Below are 15,913 nucleotides of genomic sequence, written 5' to 3'. Positions count from 1 at the left end.
GCAGGCCCTCCCGCCGCCCGCGGGCGTGCCGTTGCCGCGCGGAGCGCCGGGAGGTTTGATGGAGATCATGGCACTCGACGAGCTGCGTGACCTTCTTGGCCGCCATGCCCGCCCCGACCTGCGGACACCGATCGAGGACGTCCTCGTCTTCAAAGCCGAGCGCCCCGGGCCGCCCACGCCGACGACGTACGGCCAGGTACTGGCGGTCGTAGCCCAGGGGACGAAACGCTTTGCACTCGGCGACCGGGTCCATGAGTACGGGGCGGGTCAGTACCTGGTGGCCTCCGTCGACCTGCCAGTCACGGCCTGTTTCGCCGAGGCTGCCCCCGAGCTGCCCGGACTGGGGTTCGGGCTGACGCTGCGCCGGACGGACGTGGCCGACGTGCTGCTGCAGGCGGGCGGTGACCTGCCCGAGCTCCCCGAAGGGGCGCCGCCCGGCCTGGCCGTCAGCACCGCCCCCGCCGACCTCCTGGACGCCGTCGTCCGCCTGCTACGCCTGCTCGACCGGCAGCGCGACATCGCGGTCCTCGCGCCCCTGATCAAGCGGGAGATCATCTGGCGGCTGATCACCGGCGAGCAGGGGGCGATCGTGCGCCAGTTCGGCCTGCCGGACAGCAGCCTCAGCCACATCGCCAGGTCCGTGCAGTGGATCCGCGACCACTACGCCGAGCCGTTCCGCGTCGAAGACCTCGCCAGGCGGGCGAACATGAGCGTCTCGGCGTTCCACCGGAACTTCCTGGCCGTCACCTCGATGAGCCCGATCCGCTTCCAGAAGCAGATCCGCCTCCAGCAGGCCAGGTTGCAGCTCGCCGCGGCGCCGGCCGACGTCGCGGCGGTCGGGCGGCGGGTGGGGTATGACAGCCCGTCGCAGTTCAGCCGGGAGTACCGCCGCCAGTTCGGGATTCCGCCCAGCCGGGACGCGGTTCTTCGATGACCCGGTCGAGGCGGATGGGCAGGGTCCGCTGCCGCACTCCGGTGGCGTGCCAGACGGCGTTGGCGACGGCCGCTGCCGTGCCGACGTTGCCGATCTCGCCGGCGCCCTTCACACCCATCGGCATGCCCGGCTCGTGGTCGGGGACGAACCCGGCCTCGATGTCGGGCACATCGGCGTGCGCGGCGATGTGGTAGCCGGCGAAGTCGGCGTTGACGTGCCGTCCTGAGACGGGGTCGCGCAGTCCCTCCTCGTGCAGGGCCATCGACAGGCCGCCGATCATCCCGCCGACGACCTGGCTGCGGGCCAGGAGCGGGTTGACCACCCGTCCGATCGCGAACATCCCGAGCAGGCGGCGCACGCGCACCTCACCGGTATCCGGGTCGACGCCCACTTCAGCGAAGACAGCGCTGAAAGCATGCCGTTCGCGGGCGGCGAGTGCGCCGAGCGAGAAGGTCGTGTCGGCGGTGGCGGTCCCGCGCAGGCCCTGGTCGCGCAGCGTGGCCGCGGCCTCGGTGATCGCCCAGGCCCAGGAGGTCGTCCCCCGGGAGCCGCCCGCACCCCAGGCGGGGCCGAGGACGCTGTCAGAGATCCTCAGCCGGATCCGCTCGAGGCCGGTGGCGAGCGCGTCGGCTGCGATCGCGGTCAGGGCGGTGCGCGCCCCGGTGCCGAGGTCGGTGGCCCCGATGGCGATGGTGAAGGTCCCGTCGGGTTCGGCGGTGATCGACGCCGACGACGGGAAGGCGCCCGCGCTGAACGACGTGGCCGCCATCCCGGTGCCGATCAGCAGCGCACCCTCCCGTCGCCGGCGCGGCCGGTGGTCGCGGCCCTCCCAGCCGAACCGGCGCGCCCCTTCGGTCAGGCACGCCACCAGGTTCCTGCTGCTGTACGGCAGGCCGGACACGGGCCCGACCTCCGGCTCGTTGCGCAGCCGCAGCTCCAGAGGGTCCATGCCGAGGCGCTCGGCCAGCTCATCCATGGCCGATTCGAGGGCGAACGAGCCGGGCGCGGCGCCGGGCCCGCGCATCGAGTACGGCGGCAGGATGTCGAGCGGCACCGCGCTGAGCCGGGTCCGGATCGCGGGAGCGGCGTAGAGCGTCTTGGTGAGCTCGGTGCACCCCTCGATGTACTCGGCCAGTGGCGAGATCTCGAATGCCGCCTCGTGCCGGATCACCCGCAGCCGGCCGTCGGTGTCGGCTCCGAGCGTGACTCGTTGGTCGGTCGCCGGGCGCATCGCGGTTGCGAGGAACACCTGGGCGCGGGTGAGCGTGACCCGGACCGGCCGCTGGAAACGCGTGGCGGCCATCGCGGCCAGGATCAGCTGCGGCCCGCACAGCCCTTTCGACCCGAAGCCGCCGCCGACGTGCTCGGTGCGGACGCGCACCTGGTCGAGACGGAGGGAGAACAGCGCGGCCAGGGTGGCGGCGACGGCGAACGGGCCCTGGTTGGAGTCGATCGCGTGCAGAACCCCGTCCTCCCACCAGGCGGTGGCCGCGTGCGGCTCCATGGCGCAGCAGTGTTCCTCAGGCGTGCGGTAGCGCTCTTCGACCACGACCGCGGAGGCGGCGAGTCCCGCTTCGACGTCGCCGACGTCTGCGGGGCCGTCGAAGATCGTCGCTGCGGGTCTCGCGGCCGGGTGGGACGCGGTGAAGGCTGTGTCGTGCGGTGCGGCATCGTAGGTGACCGTCAGGGCGGCGGCGGCCGCTTGGGCCTGCTCCGGGGTCTCGGGATCACGAGCGCGATCGGGCGGCCCGCGAAGGGGATCGCCGCGTCCTGGAGGAGCTGGAGGTTGCCGTCGGGACCGAAGAAGCCGCCCGCCTTTGGGCTCAGACGCGGCGCATCGGTGTGGTCGATCACGCCGATCACGCCGGGCATGGTCCGGGCCGTCGTCGGGTCGATCGCGGGATGCGCCCGTGGGACACGGTGGACAGCACGGGCGCGCCGAAGAGCAGGCCGGGCACGGGCACGTCGGCGGCGTAGCGGGCCCGGCCGGTGACCTTGTCCTGTCCCTCCAGGCGCGGGCGGGACGCCCCGACGGCGCCGGTCGTCGTGTTCACCGGCGGGTCTCCTCTCGGGACAGGGTGGTGAGGGCGGCGACGATCAAGTTGCGGGCGAGCGTCACCTTGTAGCCGTTGCCGGGCAGTGGGTCGGCGGCGGCCAGCTCGGCTTCCGCGGCGGCCCGGAGCAGGTCGGGGTCCCAAAAGCGCCCTCCGGCCTCGGGTCGGTCGCCGGGGTTGTCCCGCAGGACGGCCTCGGCGGTCCGGGCGCGCCAGGGACGAGAGGCGACGCCGCCGAGGGCGATGCGCGCCGAACCCGTCGCTTCGTCCAGACCTGCGGCGATCGAGACCGTCGCGAAGGCGTAGGACGCGCGCTCGCGCACCTTCCGGTAGCGCGAGCGCGGCGAGAGCGCCGATCCAGGCAGGAGTACCGCCGTGATCAAGGCGCCGGGCGGCAGCGCCGTCTCCCGGTGCGGCGTCTGGCCCACCGGCGGATAGAACGCCTCGAGCGGGATCTCGCCCACCCCGTCGAGCGTCTCGTACCGGACGACGGCGTCGAAGGCGACCAGCGCCACCGCCAGGTCCGACGGGTGGGTGGCGGCGCAGTGTTGCGAGCGGCCGAGGACGGCGTGGTTGTGGTGCTCCCCGGCGAGCGCGGGGCACCCGCTGCCGGGCATCCGCTTGTTGCATGGCTGCGACACGTCGGCGAAGTAGCCGCACCGGGTCCGTTGCAGCAGGTTGCCGCCGACCGTGGCCATGTTGCGCAGCTGGCCGGAAGCTCCGGCCAGCACCGCCTGGCTCACCGCCGGGTAGCGCCGCCGTACCTCGGGGTGGGCGGCGAGGTCGCTGTTGGTCGTCGTGGCACCCACGGACAGCCCGCCGTCCGGTAGTTCGCCGATCCCCGAGAGCGGCAGGCGCCGTACGTCGACCAGCCGGTCGGGGATCTCCACGCCGCTCTTCATCAGGTCCACGAGGTTCGTGCCGCCACCCAGGTAGCGGGCGCCGGTGCTGCCGGCGACGAGCGCGTCGCGGACGTCGCTCGCGCGCCGGTAGGCGAACTCCCTCATCGCGTCACCTCCAGGACGGCGCGCACGATCGACGGGTAGGCGCCGCAGCGGCACAGGTTGCCGCTCATCCGCTCGCGTACCTCCGCCGCGTCCAGCGTGGCAGGAGGGCCGTCGGGGGAGACGTCACCGCTCACCGCGCTGGGCCAGCCGGCCGCGTGCTCGGCCAGCATCGCGACGGCCGAGCAGAGCTGCCCCGAGGTGCAGTAGCCGCATTGGAAGCCGTCGTGTGCCACGAAGGCGGCCTGGAGCGGATGGTCGAGGCCCGCGACGGTCGTGACTTCGGCGCCTTCGGCGGCGACGGCGAGGGTGAGGCAGCCGTCGAGCAGGACGGTGCAGGCGCCGCACTGGCCGTGGTCGCAGCCCTTCTTCGGTCCGGTGCGGTCGAGGTCCTCGCGCAGGGCGTCGAGGAGCGTCCGTCTGTTGTCGACGGTGAGTTCGTGCGTCACTTCGTCGACCCGCAGCGAGATCGTGCTGCTTGTGGGATCGGTCATGGTGTTTCCTTTCTCGGCCGCGATTCCACGGCGATCAGGACGATGAGGAGGGCGGCGACGGCAGCCAGGCCGGCCAGGGGTGGGAGGGCGGCGGTGACCGGGGTGAGCGCCAGGGCCGCGGCGGCCGCGATGAGCCGCCGGCGGTCCGGCGTGCCGTACAGGCGTAGCCCGAGGAGCACGTGCCCGGCCAGGTACAGGGCGACGCCGCCGCACAGGGCGAGCGCCGAGAACGTCCCGAGGGGGTCGGCGACGTCCGCGTGGGCGACCACGCCTTCGACGCCGAGGGCGGTGAGCACGATCCCGGCGACGAGCGGGAAGTGGCCGTAGGTGTAGGCCTCGACCGCCAGCAGGACCCGCCGCTCGCCCCCGGCCGCCCCGAGCCGCCGCTCGGCGGGCCCCGCGACCTGGTCGAAGTACAGCCACCACAGGCAGACCGCGATCGCGATGCCGAGGACGGCCGCCAGGAGCAGCGTCGCGCCGACGGGACGGCCCGCGGCCCCGGCGCCGATCGCGACCACCGACTCGCCGATGGCCAGGATCATGAACAGACCGTGCCGTTCGGCCAGGTGGGATGGGCTGTGCAGCCGCCACGCGCCGCGCCTGGCGGTCAGGTAGATACCGGCCCAGTCCACCAGGAGCGCCAGCGCGAACAGCGCCACCTGCGCCCACCCGCCCAGCAGCGCCCCCGACACCAGCAGGACCGCGCCGGCCAGCATCGGCAGCCCGGTGACGGCGATCTGGCGGCGCAGCCCCGCGTCGCCCGCCGCGGCCACGGAGTAGGCCGTGAGGTGCACCCAGCGGACCAGCAGGTAGGCGCCGACGAGCACGAGCGGCGCGGCCCCGCCGTTCCACGCCTCGGGGATGGTCAGCGCGACCACGAACATCGCGCCCATCGCCACGACCATCCACGCCCGCAGCGGCCCCTCGTCGGCCCGCGAGTGGTTGCCGAGCCAGGTGTAGCCGGACCAGGTGCCCCACAGCAGGGCGAGCACGAGCAGTCCGCGCAGCTCGCCGCGCGCGTCGTGCTCGCCCGCCATGAAGCCGGTCACCTGGGTGATCGCGAAGACGTAGACGAGGTCGAAGAAGAGCTCGAACGGCGTGGCCCGATGGTCCTCGGCGGTCGGGCGGACGCTTTCCGCCTTCCACCGGAGGTCCTTCCGCCGCGCGTCCTTCCGCCGCACGACGCCGCCTATCCGGAGACGGCCGGCGCCGCGACGTGCGGCCGGCGGCAGAAGTAGGTGAACGCAGGCGGCAGGTTGGCCCACACCGTACGGCTGGCCACGAACTCCTCGAACCTCCCGCCGAGGGCCGAGCGCAGCCTGCGCGCCGGGGGAGCCCACCGGGTGTGGGAGTAGCCGAAGGTCGTGAACACCCCGCGCGGGGCGAGCGCCCCGGTGACGGAGGCGAGGAGGTCGTCCTGCACGTCGGCCCTGAACGCTACCCACGGCAGCCCGCTCACGATCACGTCCGCTCGGCCGCACCCGCGCTCGGTCAGCACCCTGTCGAGCTCCCGCGCGTCGGCCAAGACCACCTCGACCTGCGGGAAGCGGGCGGCGAGCCGTTCGGCGAAGCGCTCGTTGACCTCGACGGCCACATGCCTGCCGCGCCCCGCGAGCCGCCGCTGGACGGCCTCGGTGAACGCGCCGGTGCCGGGTCCGAGCTCGACGACCAGCGGGTCGCCCTCGCCCGTGACCGGCGAGGTGACCAGCTCGGCCAGCGGCCCGCCGCTGGGGGCGACCGCGCCGACGGTCAGCGGGGCGCGCAGGAACTCGCGCAGGAACGTGGTGCGCTCGCTCATCGCCCCGCCTCCAGGATCCGCGCGAGCCAGTCGTGCCGGGTACGGCGAGCCGCCGCCGAGATCCCGGCCTGCGGGAGAAGCGCGTCGAAGCCGTGGCACCCGCCCGCCCACACGTGCAGGTCGGCCTGTCCACCGGCGGCCCAGATCCGGGTGGCGTAGGCGACGTCCTCGTCGCGGAAGACCTCGGCGGACCCGGCGTCGACGTAGGCGGGCGGCAGCCCGGACAGGTCGTCGGCGACCGCGGGGGAGACGTATCCGGGCACTGCCCCGGCCCCGAGGTCGCCGAGCACCGCCCGCCACCCGTACTCGTTCATCTCGCGGGTCCATACGCCGGGCTCCCCGGCGTATTGGTGGCTGGAGGTGGTGATGTTGCGGTGGTCGAGCATGGGGCAGATCAGCAGCTGCGCGACTATCGGCGGGCCGCCTCGGTCGCGTGCCAGAAGCGCGACCCCGGCGGCGAGCCCGCCACCTGCGCTGACGCCCGCGACGACGATCCGTTCCGGGTCGACGCCGAGGTCGGCGGCGTGCTCGGCCACCCACAGCAGGCCCCGGTAGCAGTCCTCGACCAGGGCCGTGCCGGTGGCCTCCGGCGCGAGCCTGTACTCCACGGAGACGACGACGGCCCCGAACGAGTCGAGCCATTCGAGCGGGATGTCGATCTGCGAGAACCGGTCGCCCATCACCATCCCGCCGCCGTGCATCCAGTAGACGCACGGCGCCAGCCGGGGCGCGGGCGGGCTGAAGAGTGACAGCGGGACGGGAGCGGCGACCTCCCTGTGCACCGCGTCGCGGCCGTCGAGCAGGACGTCGAGCGGAGTGGGCGGGATGGCGCGGAGCCGCGCGAGCGACTCGGCCGTGAGCTCGACGGCCAGCGGCAGTTCGGCGAGGAACGCGCCCACCTCGGGATCGAGCCCGGGCCGGGCGGACATGGTGGTCATCGGGACTCCTGACTCGTGGAGCGGGTCGGTTCCACCACTGTCGTCGGCGCGCCACGCCGTCACATCAGTCAGATGACTCCGGTGCGCGGGGCCGTGACTTAGCCGCTCATGACTGAGGCAGGGCGTCCCTGAGCTCGGCGCGGGAGGTGATGCCCAGCTTGGGGAAGACGCGGTACAGGTGCGCGCCGACCGTCCGGTGCGACAGGTACAGCCGGGCGGCGATCTGCTTGTTCGTCAGCCCGCTCGCCGCCAGCCGCGCGATCTGCAGCTCCTGCGCGGTCAGCGCGTCGGGGCCGCCGAAGGGCGGGTCGGCCTGGCGGTGGCCCGCGGCGCGCAGCTCGCGGCGGACGCGTTCCAGCCACGGTTCCGCGGCCATGGCGGCGAAGCCGTCGCGTGCGGCAAGCAGGTGACGTCGGGCCCCCGCGGCCGCGCCGGTACGGCGGAGCTTCTCGCCGAGGACCAGCCGGACCCGGGAGGCGTCCCACAGCCATCGCTCCCCGTCGGGGTGCGTCAGCAGCGACTCCAGCCGTCCCACCGCCCGGTCGTCGTCGAAGGCCAGCAGGTCGGCCCCGGCCTGCAGCAGCGCCATGCGGCCCGACAGGGCGGCGACGTCCGCGGCGCGCATCGCCTCGGCGTGCGCCCGGGCCTCGGCCCTCCGCCCTGTGCGCACGGCCGCCTCGACCAGGTCGAACATCACCCACGTGCAGTGCGGGACGTGCGAGGCGAGTACCCCGGGCGGGCTCATCGCCGCCGCATGGCGGAAGGCGGCGTCGAAGTCGCCCTGCGCCATCGCGGCGAGCGTCCGCGGATGGCGTGCGAACAGCGTCGCGGCCGTCACGCCGCGCGGCAGCGCCCAGTGAACCATCTCCTCGGCCAGCGAGACGGCCTCGTCTGCGCGGCCGCGCCCGGCCGCGACGATCGCGCCGTTGTAGAGGAAGTACCAAGCGAAGAACGAGAAACCGCTCGCGGCACAGACGCGGCGGCCCTCCAAGGCGAGCTCTTCCGCCTCGTCCCAGCGGCCGGTCAGATAGTCGTCCAGGCACAGGTGCATGAGGGCGCCGAGGTGGCGGCGCGGGGCCCCGCCGTCCCTGCCCTGCCGGACCAGCCGCCAGGAGGACTCGCGGCAGTCGCCGAGGCGGTCCAGGTAGACCGAGGCGGTGCCGATGCGCATGATCCGGGTCGGGTCTGTCTCGTCGGCGAGCGTGGCAAGGATCGCCTCGCCGGTGGCCAGGGCCGGTGCGCCCGTGCGGACGGGGTCGGGGAAGGTCGCGCTCACCAGCGCCAGCACTTCGGGCGGCTCCGGCTTCATCCTGTGCAGCGCCCGGTAGAACGGCTCCCAGTACTCGGGGGCGCCGCCGTACCAGCTCAGGAGCATCAGCGTGTGCATCGCCTCGGCCAGCGCGGGGTCCTCGGCCCGGTAGCCGTGCCCGGCGGTCTCTATGGCGCCGACCAGGAGCCGGTGGGCGGTGGCCACGTCGCCGTCCCCGTTGAGCATGAGGAAGGCGGCCGCGTTGGCCGCGTGCAGCGAACCGGCCGGGTCGGAGCCGGCGCGGCGGGCGTTGGCGAGGAGCGTCATCGCGTCGTCGGTCGCGCCGCTCGCCTCCGCGCCGATGTAGGCCGCCTCCGACAGCCTGCGGCCGCGGTCGGCGCTCGTGGCGCTCAGCTCGGCGGCGCGGATCAGCGCCGCGACCGCCGCGAACGCGTCGCCGCGCCGCATGACCCGGTGCGCGGAGTCCTCGAGCAGGCGCGCCACCGGCTCGTCGGGGCCGGTCGCCGCCGCGGCCAGGTGCCAGGCGCGCCGCTCCTGGTCGTCAGGGAGGGCAGCGGCGAGGGCGAGGTGCGCCTTCCTGCGCTCCTCGTGCGTGGACCCCGCCACGATGGCCGAGCGGATCAGCGGGTGGCCGAACTCGATCCGCGCCGCGCCGTCGTCGACGCGCACCAGCCGGGCACGTTCGGCGGGGGCGAGATCCGCCAGCCCTGCCGCTTCTCCGAGCGCCGTTCTGAGCACCCGCACGTCGCCCGCGCCTTCGAAGGCGGCCAGCAGCAGGAGGGCGCGGGTCACCTGCGGAAGGTCCGCGATCCGTGAGGCGAACACGGACTGGAGCCGGTCGCTCAGCGGGACGACCTCGGCGTGTGGCACGGCCTGCCGCACGGTCCCCCGCATGGTGGCAGGCAACTCGGTCAGCGCCAGCGGATTGCCCCGCGCCAGGTCGAGCAGCCGCTCGCGGATCCGCGCAGGCAGGCCGGGGCAGCGGCCCTCCACCAGTTTCTCGGCAGCCTCGTGGGCGAGCGGTCCGACGACCGTCTCGGCGAGCCCGCGCGGGTCGAGCCGGCTCTCCGCGCCCGTCCGCGCGGAGAGCAGTAGCGCCGCCCCGGCCCCCTCCACGCGGCGCGCGAGGAAGCCGAGTGCGGCGGCGCTCGCGCGGTCGATCCACTGGACGTCGTCCACGAGCAGGGCGAGCGGCGTCTCGGCGGCGACCGTCCTGACGAGCAGGAGCGCCGCGTTGCCGACCAGCAGGGCGTCCGTGGGCGCTCCGACGCCGAACCCCAGCGCCACCGAGAGCGCCTCGCGCAGCGGGGGCGGCAGCCGCTCCATGTCGGCGTGCAGCGGCAGGAGGAGCTGGTTGAGACAGGAGTAGCTGACGTCGGCCTCGAACTCGGAGCCGGCGGCGCGCAGCACCCGCATGCCCGACGCGCCCGCGAGCTCCGCCGCGGCGGCCACCAGCGCGGACTTGCCCACTCCCGGATCGCCCCCCAGCAGCAGTGCCCGTCCCCGGCCCTCCACGACGGAGAGGAAGCGGGAAAGCTGTTCCAGTTCGGCCTCCCGGCCGACGAGTTCGACTATGGCCACAGGTCCCTCACGGCGTCGGTGGTGCGGCGAGAATAACCGGCGCCGTGCGGCCGGACGGGCTCCGTGCGCACGATGACGGAGAGTGGGCGGGATCAGGCAGAGGTTCGCCACGATCGGGCACGTCACCTCACGGTGGCGGCGGGCCGCAGATCGGCTGGTGCGGCCCTGCCGTGGCGTAGAGCGCACGTGCGGCGTCGAGTTTCATACCGCTGATTTCTGCACTCGGACTTCCCGCGGGCCAGCCGGGAACAGCGGGAGGCGGACGCGGGCGCGCCCGTCGGGGTGGCCGTCCGGGTGCCGGACACACCGCATCTTCGCAGCGGGCCTTCGTCGGTACTACCCGAAGACCACCACTGCATGAAACCCATGCTCGAGCAAGCAGCGGCTGACCACGCGATTGCCGCAGGCAGAGCATGACCCGTTGGCAGCTGCCGATGAAGCCGCACTCCTCCACCAGCCGCTTGTGGACCACCGACCCTTCAGCAGGATCTGGGCCTGCAGTCACGCGTCGATGATCGGCGCATACGGCGGGATCTGCGCCTGCCGAAAATTACATTCATACAGTTCAAGCGACATGTGAGTATTCGTGCAGAGCTCCGCCGAGCCGTTCTTGTCGGCGTACGTTGAGGTTGGCCACTCTGGCTGGATCATGATCGGATCCGGGACGGCGCGTAGTGGAGCCGGCGGCGCCTGCGGCGAAGCCGAAGATCGTGCGCGGGTCGGTCGTCCGTTATCGGGCGCGCCGCTGAGTGCCCAAACGATCGTCCCGGCCGCGCCGATGGCGGCGCCCGGGACGGCGCGGCGTCTCGGTCACGGTACGGCGGGCCAGCAGCAGCACCACCAGCTCGATCGGGACCTCGAACATGGTCCAGCGCCAGGTGCCGTGCTCGGTGGCCAGACCGCCGAGCACGAGGCCGAGTGTGCCGCCACTGATGCTCACCGCCGAGAAGAGGGCGAGGGCGCAGTGCCTGCCTGTCCCATCGGAGACGCTGGTGGTCAGCAGCGCGAGATGCCGGGCGCGGCCAGCGAGGCGCCCAAGCACTGGACCGTGCGGGCGATGATCAGTTAGGCGGGCTCCTACGCGAAGCCGCCGGCCAGCGAGGCGAGCGTGAACACGGCAGACCGAGCTCCATGACGCACAGGCGGCCGTAGGTGTCTCCCAGCCGGCCGTCCAGTAGAAGGAGGCGGCCCGAAGGCCAGGTGTAGGCGTTGAGCACCCACAGCGCGGCCGGGGTGAAGCCCAGGTTGGACGCGATCTGCGGGAGGCGACATTGACGATGGTCGCGTCCATGGCGAGCATCAGCTGCGCGACAAGCACGACCACCAGGCCGACCGAGGAACGACCGGCTCGGGGGGTGATCGATGATCACGGCAGTGGAAGAGAGTGGAGCGCCTTCGCCTTCGGGCAGACCCTCGTGGAGGGCACCCGGGTGCGGTCGGCTGGGACCGACGCCCACACTGCACGTCGCACGCCGGCCGCGAATCAACCCATCACTCGTCTCAGCGTCAGCGGCGGCCCATGACACCAGCGACGTGCCAGAGGCCAGGGGTGTGCGTCGTGCCCGTGCCCCAGCCAGCCGGGCGAGAGCCGGACCTTTCCACGCCGGCCCTCACGACTGGCTGGGCTGGGAAGCGGCCTCCGCAGCGGGCCGTTCCCGACGGCACGGGGACACGACGAATCTCGCAGCGTAGTCGAGTGCCTGCCGGCCGGGCCGGGGCGCCACGCGCGCCCGCGCATAGAGGGGCCCGAATAGTCCGAAAACCCTGGTCGCCGTGCCCGGGGTCCCGGTAGTAATCGCGGAAAATCCAACGGATGTACCCCTGACCTGCCCTGATGTGAGGGCGTCTCGATTTTCCGCCGTTGCTACCGGAACCTCCTTCAGCCGGAACCCGGGTCCGACATGGTCGCGGCCCGGTCGAGGCGGTCGCAGACCTCGCGCAGCACCGGGACCAGCTCCGGCGGATCCAGCACCTCGAAGTCGAACCCCTTCACCGCCACGTGCACCGCCAGCTCACGCAGCGAGTTCGAGCCGGCCGTGAACAGGCAGGTGCGCGCGTCCACGGCCTCCAGCCGTCCAGCGCCGGGCGACGTGCGCGGCGCCACCGCCTCAAGCGGGGCGTGGAAGAGGACGCGGGCCTGGTACGTGTACGGCGCCGAGGTGATGGCGTGCGAGACGTAGGCGGCCGCGTCCTCCTCGGGCGGCATGCGCGGCGTGAAGCGCGCCCCCGGTGGCCCGAGTGGCTCCTCGATCCGGTCGACCCGGAAGGTACGCCAGTCGTCCTTGGCCACGTCCCACGCCACCAGGTACCACCGGCGCGGGGTGTGCACCAGCCGGTGCGGCTCGACCTCGCGCGCGGTGACACCGTCGCGCCCCCGGTAGCGCAGCCGCACCCGGCGCCGGTCGCGGCACGCGGTGGCGATCGCGGCCAGCAGATCGGCGCTGACCTCCGGATCGGCCGCCCCGGGCAGCGCCACGGTCGCCGCGCGGAACGCCTCCACCCGGTGCCGCAGCCGGGAGGGCAGGAGCTGCTGGAGCTTGGCCAGCGCCCGCACCGCACCCTCCTCCAGGCCGGCGACGCTGCCCGTCGCGGCCGTACGCAGGCTGATCGCCACCGCCACGGCCTCCTCGTCGTCGAGCAGCAGCGGCGGCAGAGCAGCTGCTCGGTCTGGATCACGACGTCTTGTTCGTCGGTGGAGCAGCGGGCATAGCCGACGCGGGTTCCATTCACTCGCTCAAGCGTTCCGGATAGGGGGCCTTCACCGGAACAGTTTGCGGAACATCTGTACGGAACACTCTGACCTGGGGCGGTTGCCCGGGCGGCTGGTGTTCCGGTGGGGGATCCCCTAACGGAACAACCCGCGAGTGGACATCCTGGCCAAGGGGTGGCTCAGATTTCCTTGAGGAAGACGATGGCGTCGGTCTGGTCGGTGGTGGCCGGGTCGAGGGGGAACATGTGTGGTCGGCCGGGACGCGGGGCGTTGGCTTCCGGTCGAGGACGGCGGCGAGGCGGACGGGATCGATGACGGTGCGAGTGTCAGGGAGGGCCGACAGCAGCCCTTCGAGGGTGTCGGGCTGGGGGACGTCGGAGCCGCGGGTGCCGAAGGTAGTGGCGGCGAAGGCGTACTGGTCGCCGATTTGTCGGGCAACTGGATGACTGCCGCCAAGGTGTGACCAAACGGGCGATGCTTAAGAGCCACGCAATGGCTGCCCGCCAGCCGACGGATCATCGCACTGGACACCAGCTACCGCCACCACCCTGCCTGCGCGGGGGTCGGCGGTGCAGTACCGGAACCGTCCCGCCACTGGCCGCACGGTTGCTGCTCAGCCCCGGAGTCTTCCTGTCGCGACCGATGCCCTGGTCGCCCTCGGTTGCGGCAGGGCCCGGTGCCTCTGTCCCCTTTCCTGGATTTTCTTCGGCGCGGATGTCAAGACTGACGCTGTTGTTACGACTCTGCTGTGAGGCGCTCCCATCAGGGGAGCGGCCGATGGCAAGGAGTCGACATGGGAACGTTGGAGAAGAAGAAGGCACTGGTGACCGGCGGGTCGCGGGGGATCGGGCGAGCGATCGTGGTGAGGCTGGCTCGTGAGGGCGCGGCAGTGATGTTCAGCTTCAACCGCGACCAGGCGGCGGCTGAGGACGTGGTGGCTGAAGTGGCGGCCTTTGGCGGGCAGGCGATCGCGGTACGAGCGGACCAGGGGCGCCTGGAGGACCTGAAGTACCTCTTCGGTGAGGCCGACCGAAGCCTGGCCGGGTTGGACGTGGTGATCAACAACGCGGCGATCAATCCAATGGGGAACATCTGCGACGCCACTGAGAGCGACTTCGACGAGGTGATGGCCATCAACACCAAGGGGCCGTTCTTCGTCATGCAAGCCGCTGCCGAAAGGCTCGGCGAAGGTGGGCGAATCGTCAACATCACCTCTACCGGTGCGGTGCCGGGTCTGGCCTTGTACTTCGCCAGCAAGGCGGCACTGCAGACGATCACCGCGGTCGCCGCCCGCGAGTTCGGTCCCAGGGGTATCACGGTCAACAGCGTGTCCCCCGGTGCCACCGACACAGACATGATGCGCGCCGCAGCCGGGGAGAATCTGGAGCAGGCCATCGCGCACGTTGTGGCCCTGACGCCACTGCAACGGCTGGGACGTCCGGAGGACATCGCCAACGTCGTGGCCTTCCTGGCCGGGCCCGACTCGCAATGGGTCACGGGTCAGAACCTGCGTGTCTCCGGTGGCCTGATGATCTGACCGGCGGCCGGCGGCGAGGTGGACGCATCACTGGGCCACTGCGCACAGAACGAAGCCCGGCCGGTATCGTCTCCGAATCTGCCTGGTCAGCACGCATAGTGACCTGGCTGGCCGACTTGATCGAGAGCGGGGTCGCGCTCCCCGCCACCATCCCTCGTGGCGGCCGGCGTCGACGAGCGTTGGAGATCTCGCCTGTGGTCGGGTCGAGGCCGTAATCATGGAGACAGGGCTGATGTAGCGCAAGCGAACGACCAGTCCTGCCAAGGAGCGCGTGGGTGCACCTTAGCGGGACTGGTCGTTCCAGAGCTGCAGGCGGGCTGGCTCGGCGGACGGCCGAGCGAGAGGCCTTGCGCGGCCGCTTGGGCGAAACCCCGCTGCCCCGCCCCGCGTTTCGTCGCCTCCTCGAGGACGCGAGCTCGCGCGACGAAACCCCTGCCGGCGACGTCGACCGCGGCTGCGGGGCGGCACGGGCCAACTCGTCGATGTCGTAGGCGATCCGGCGCAGCTCCGTCCCTGCCTGCTGAGGATCACAGCCTTGAACTACAGCATCCGTGACTACACACCGACCGACGAACCTTCCTGGCTGCGCTGCCGGGTTCTGGCCTTCCTGAGCACCGCCTACTTCGATGACGTTGCCCAGGCAAAACCCGCCATCGAAGTGCCCGGTTTCGAATTGGTCGCAGTCGACAAGCACGCCACCGGTCTCGGGCTGACGGACGTCGCCATCGAGGGCGCACTGGCAACTATTGAGACCGTCGCGGTCCATCCCGATCACCAGCACGTTGGCATGGGCCGTGAGCTACTCGAGCAGGCCTCGGCACGCATCCGCACGATGTCCACGGTGACAACCGTCGACGCCTGGACACGAGACGACATGGACACCTTGCGTTGGTATCGAGCGATGGGGTTCAGCGAGAGCGACCACTACCTGCACGTCTACGCGAGCCACTACGCCATGGCTGGCGAACCCGATCGCGCGGTCACCAGTGCCCGGAAGAGGCAGGCCCGGGAGCGGCTGACCGCGGGCGAAGACCGGGCCGACAGCGGCTTCGTCTTCACCGACGAGATGGGCCGACCACTGCGTCCCCAGCATGTCACCGATCGCTCCTACTGGCTGTGCTACCAGGCGGGGTTACCGCGATCCGGCTGCACGACCTGCGCCACAGCGCTGCAACGGCGATGCCGGCCGCCGGGGTGGACATCAAGATTGTGCAGGAGACGCTCGGACACAGGTCGTTGGCCTTCACCCGTGACACCTACACCGGCGTCTACCTGGAGGTCGCCGCTGCTGCGGCCGAAGCGACCGCCGCGCTCTTCGCGGCCCAGCCCGTGGCGCCTATGCCGCCGAGCCCGTCCAGACGCCGATCCTCACGACCTGCCGGGCAGGAACCGGTCCGAGCATGAAGGAGAGGAGAGGGTCGGTGATCCACCTACGGGGTGAACGCCGCCTTCGATGGGGTTTGGCAGGAGTGCGTGGGGTGCGGCCGGAATACGACAGAAACGGGCCGCGCTCGCCTGCAGGCGCAGGTCGAAGGCAGGGCCGGAGGCAGGGGGTTCGGCGTTGGGGTGCCATGCGGTGCACAGGATGGGAAT

Annotated in this window: 15 protein-coding genes and 1 pseudogene; 5 read left to right on the top strand and 11 right to left on the bottom strand. The window is 72.2% G+C overall.

The genetic code is table 11. The features are described 5' to 3' along the window. The first annotated feature begins 58 nt into the window (after nucleotides 1–58). Nucleotides 59–934: an AraC family transcriptional regulator gene (locus tag ABZX22_RS21400; RefSeq protein WP_354911643.1), complete on the top strand. Its 876-nt coding sequence runs from the start codon at nucleotides 59–61 to the stop codon at nucleotides 932–934. Here the strand turns inward: ABZX22_RS21400 and ABZX22_RS21395 are convergent. The 11 genes from ABZX22_RS21395 to ABZX22_RS21345 all read right to left on the bottom strand — a co-directional run bounded on the left by ABZX22_RS21395 (nucleotide 873) and on the right by ABZX22_RS21345 (nucleotide 12,687). Next, nucleotides 873–2,483: a xanthine dehydrogenase family protein molybdopterin-binding subunit gene (locus tag ABZX22_RS21395; protein ID WP_354911641.1), complete on the bottom strand. Its 1,611-nt coding sequence runs from the start codon at nucleotides 2,481–2,483 to the stop codon at nucleotides 873–875. The genes ABZX22_RS21400 and ABZX22_RS21395 overlap by 62 nt on opposite strands. A 134-nt stretch (nucleotides 2,484–2,617) precedes the next feature. Beyond that, complete coding sequence (locus ABZX22_RS21390; protein ID WP_354911638.1) at nucleotides 2,618–2,797, bottom strand: hypothetical protein; 180 nt, start codon at nucleotides 2,795–2,797, stop codon at nucleotides 2,618–2,620. Continuing rightward, nucleotides 2,794–2,988 (bottom strand): hypothetical protein, encoded by a 195-nt coding sequence (locus ABZX22_RS21385; protein ID WP_354911636.1) that lies wholly within the window; start codon nucleotides 2,986–2,988, stop codon nucleotides 2,794–2,796. The genes ABZX22_RS21390 and ABZX22_RS21385 overlap by 4 nt, the downstream gene beginning before the upstream one ends. Beyond that, nucleotides 2,985–3,995: a xanthine dehydrogenase family protein subunit M gene (locus ABZX22_RS21380; RefSeq protein ID WP_354911633.1), complete on the bottom strand. Its 1,011-nt coding sequence runs from the start codon at nucleotides 3,993–3,995 to the stop codon at nucleotides 2,985–2,987. The genes ABZX22_RS21385 and ABZX22_RS21380 overlap by 4 nt, the downstream gene beginning before the upstream one ends. Continuing rightward, the gene (locus tag ABZX22_RS21375; RefSeq protein ID WP_354911630.1) at nucleotides 3,992–4,486 is read right to left on the bottom strand and encodes a 2Fe-2S iron-sulfur cluster-binding protein; all 495 of its coding nucleotides are present in this window, start codon (nucleotides 4,484–4,486) and stop codon (nucleotides 3,992–3,994) included. The genes ABZX22_RS21380 and ABZX22_RS21375 overlap by 4 nt, the downstream gene beginning before the upstream one ends. Continuing rightward, nucleotides 4,483–5,667 carry a low temperature requirement protein A gene (locus ABZX22_RS21370; RefSeq protein ID WP_354911628.1) on the bottom strand — a complete coding sequence of 395 codons (1,185 nt, stop codon included), beginning with the start codon at nucleotides 5,665–5,667 and terminating at the stop codon, nucleotides 4,483–4,485. The genes ABZX22_RS21375 and ABZX22_RS21370 overlap by 4 nt, the downstream gene beginning before the upstream one ends. 8 nt (nucleotides 5,668–5,675) lie before the next feature. Then, a complete protein-coding gene (locus ABZX22_RS21365) occupies nucleotides 5,676–6,284 on the bottom strand; it encodes a methyltransferase domain-containing protein (protein WP_354911625.1) in 609 nt (202 codons plus the stop codon). After that, entirely contained in the window at nucleotides 6,281–7,222 is a 942-nt protein-coding gene (locus tag ABZX22_RS21360; RefSeq protein WP_354911623.1) for an alpha/beta hydrolase, read from the bottom strand. Before ABZX22_RS21360 ends, ABZX22_RS21365 begins: the two co-directional genes overlap by 4 nt. A 106-nt stretch (nucleotides 7,223–7,328) precedes the next feature. Next, complete coding sequence (locus tag ABZX22_RS21355) at nucleotides 7,329–10,073, bottom strand: AAA family ATPase (protein ID WP_354911620.1); 2,745 nt, start codon at nucleotides 10,071–10,073, stop codon at nucleotides 7,329–7,331. A gap of 730 nt (nucleotides 10,074–10,803) precedes the next feature. Next, nucleotides 10,804–11,013 (bottom strand): hypothetical protein, encoded by a 210-nt coding sequence (locus tag ABZX22_RS21350; protein ID WP_354911618.1) that lies wholly within the window; start codon nucleotides 11,011–11,013, stop codon nucleotides 10,804–10,806. A gap of 939 nt (nucleotides 11,014–11,952) precedes the next feature. After that, a complete protein-coding gene (locus tag ABZX22_RS21345; protein ID WP_354911615.1) occupies nucleotides 11,953–12,687 on the bottom strand; it encodes a WYL domain-containing protein in 735 nt (244 codons plus the stop codon). A gap of 343 nt (nucleotides 12,688–13,030) precedes the next feature. Here ABZX22_RS21345 and ABZX22_RS21340 point away from each other — a divergent pair, with 343 nt between their 5' ends. The 4 genes and pseudogenes from ABZX22_RS21340 to ABZX22_RS21325 all read left to right on the top strand — a co-directional run bounded on the left by ABZX22_RS21340 (nucleotide 13,031) and on the right by ABZX22_RS21325 (nucleotide 15,724). After that, nucleotides 13,031–13,246 carry a hypothetical protein gene (locus tag ABZX22_RS21340; protein ID WP_354911612.1) on the top strand — a complete coding sequence of 72 codons (216 nt, stop codon included), beginning with the start codon at nucleotides 13,031–13,033 and terminating at the stop codon, nucleotides 13,244–13,246. Nucleotides 13,247–13,576: 330 nt separating this feature from the next. After that, nucleotides 13,577–14,320, top strand: coding sequence for a glucose 1-dehydrogenase (locus tag ABZX22_RS21335; RefSeq protein WP_354911611.1), 744 nt, complete (start codon nucleotides 13,577–13,579; stop codon nucleotides 14,318–14,320). A gap of 658 nt (nucleotides 14,321–14,978) precedes the next feature. Next, nucleotides 14,979–15,221 (top strand): annotated as a pseudogene (locus ABZX22_RS21330) (GNAT family N-acetyltransferase); the annotation flags it as partial. Nucleotides 15,222–15,499: 278 nt separating this feature from the next. Then, complete coding sequence (locus tag ABZX22_RS21325; RefSeq protein WP_354912001.1) at nucleotides 15,500–15,724, top strand: hypothetical protein; 225 nt, start codon at nucleotides 15,500–15,502, stop codon at nucleotides 15,722–15,724. Nucleotides 15,725–15,913: the final 189 nt, after the last annotated feature.

Source organism: Nonomuraea sp. NPDC003804 (genome assembly GCF_040610675.1).
Taxonomy (GTDB): domain Bacteria; phylum Actinomycetota; class Actinomycetes; order Streptosporangiales; family Streptosporangiaceae; genus Nonomuraea.
The sequence above is the reverse complement of the archived record's forward strand: the minus strand, read 5'-3'. Positions and strand labels throughout refer to the sequence as shown.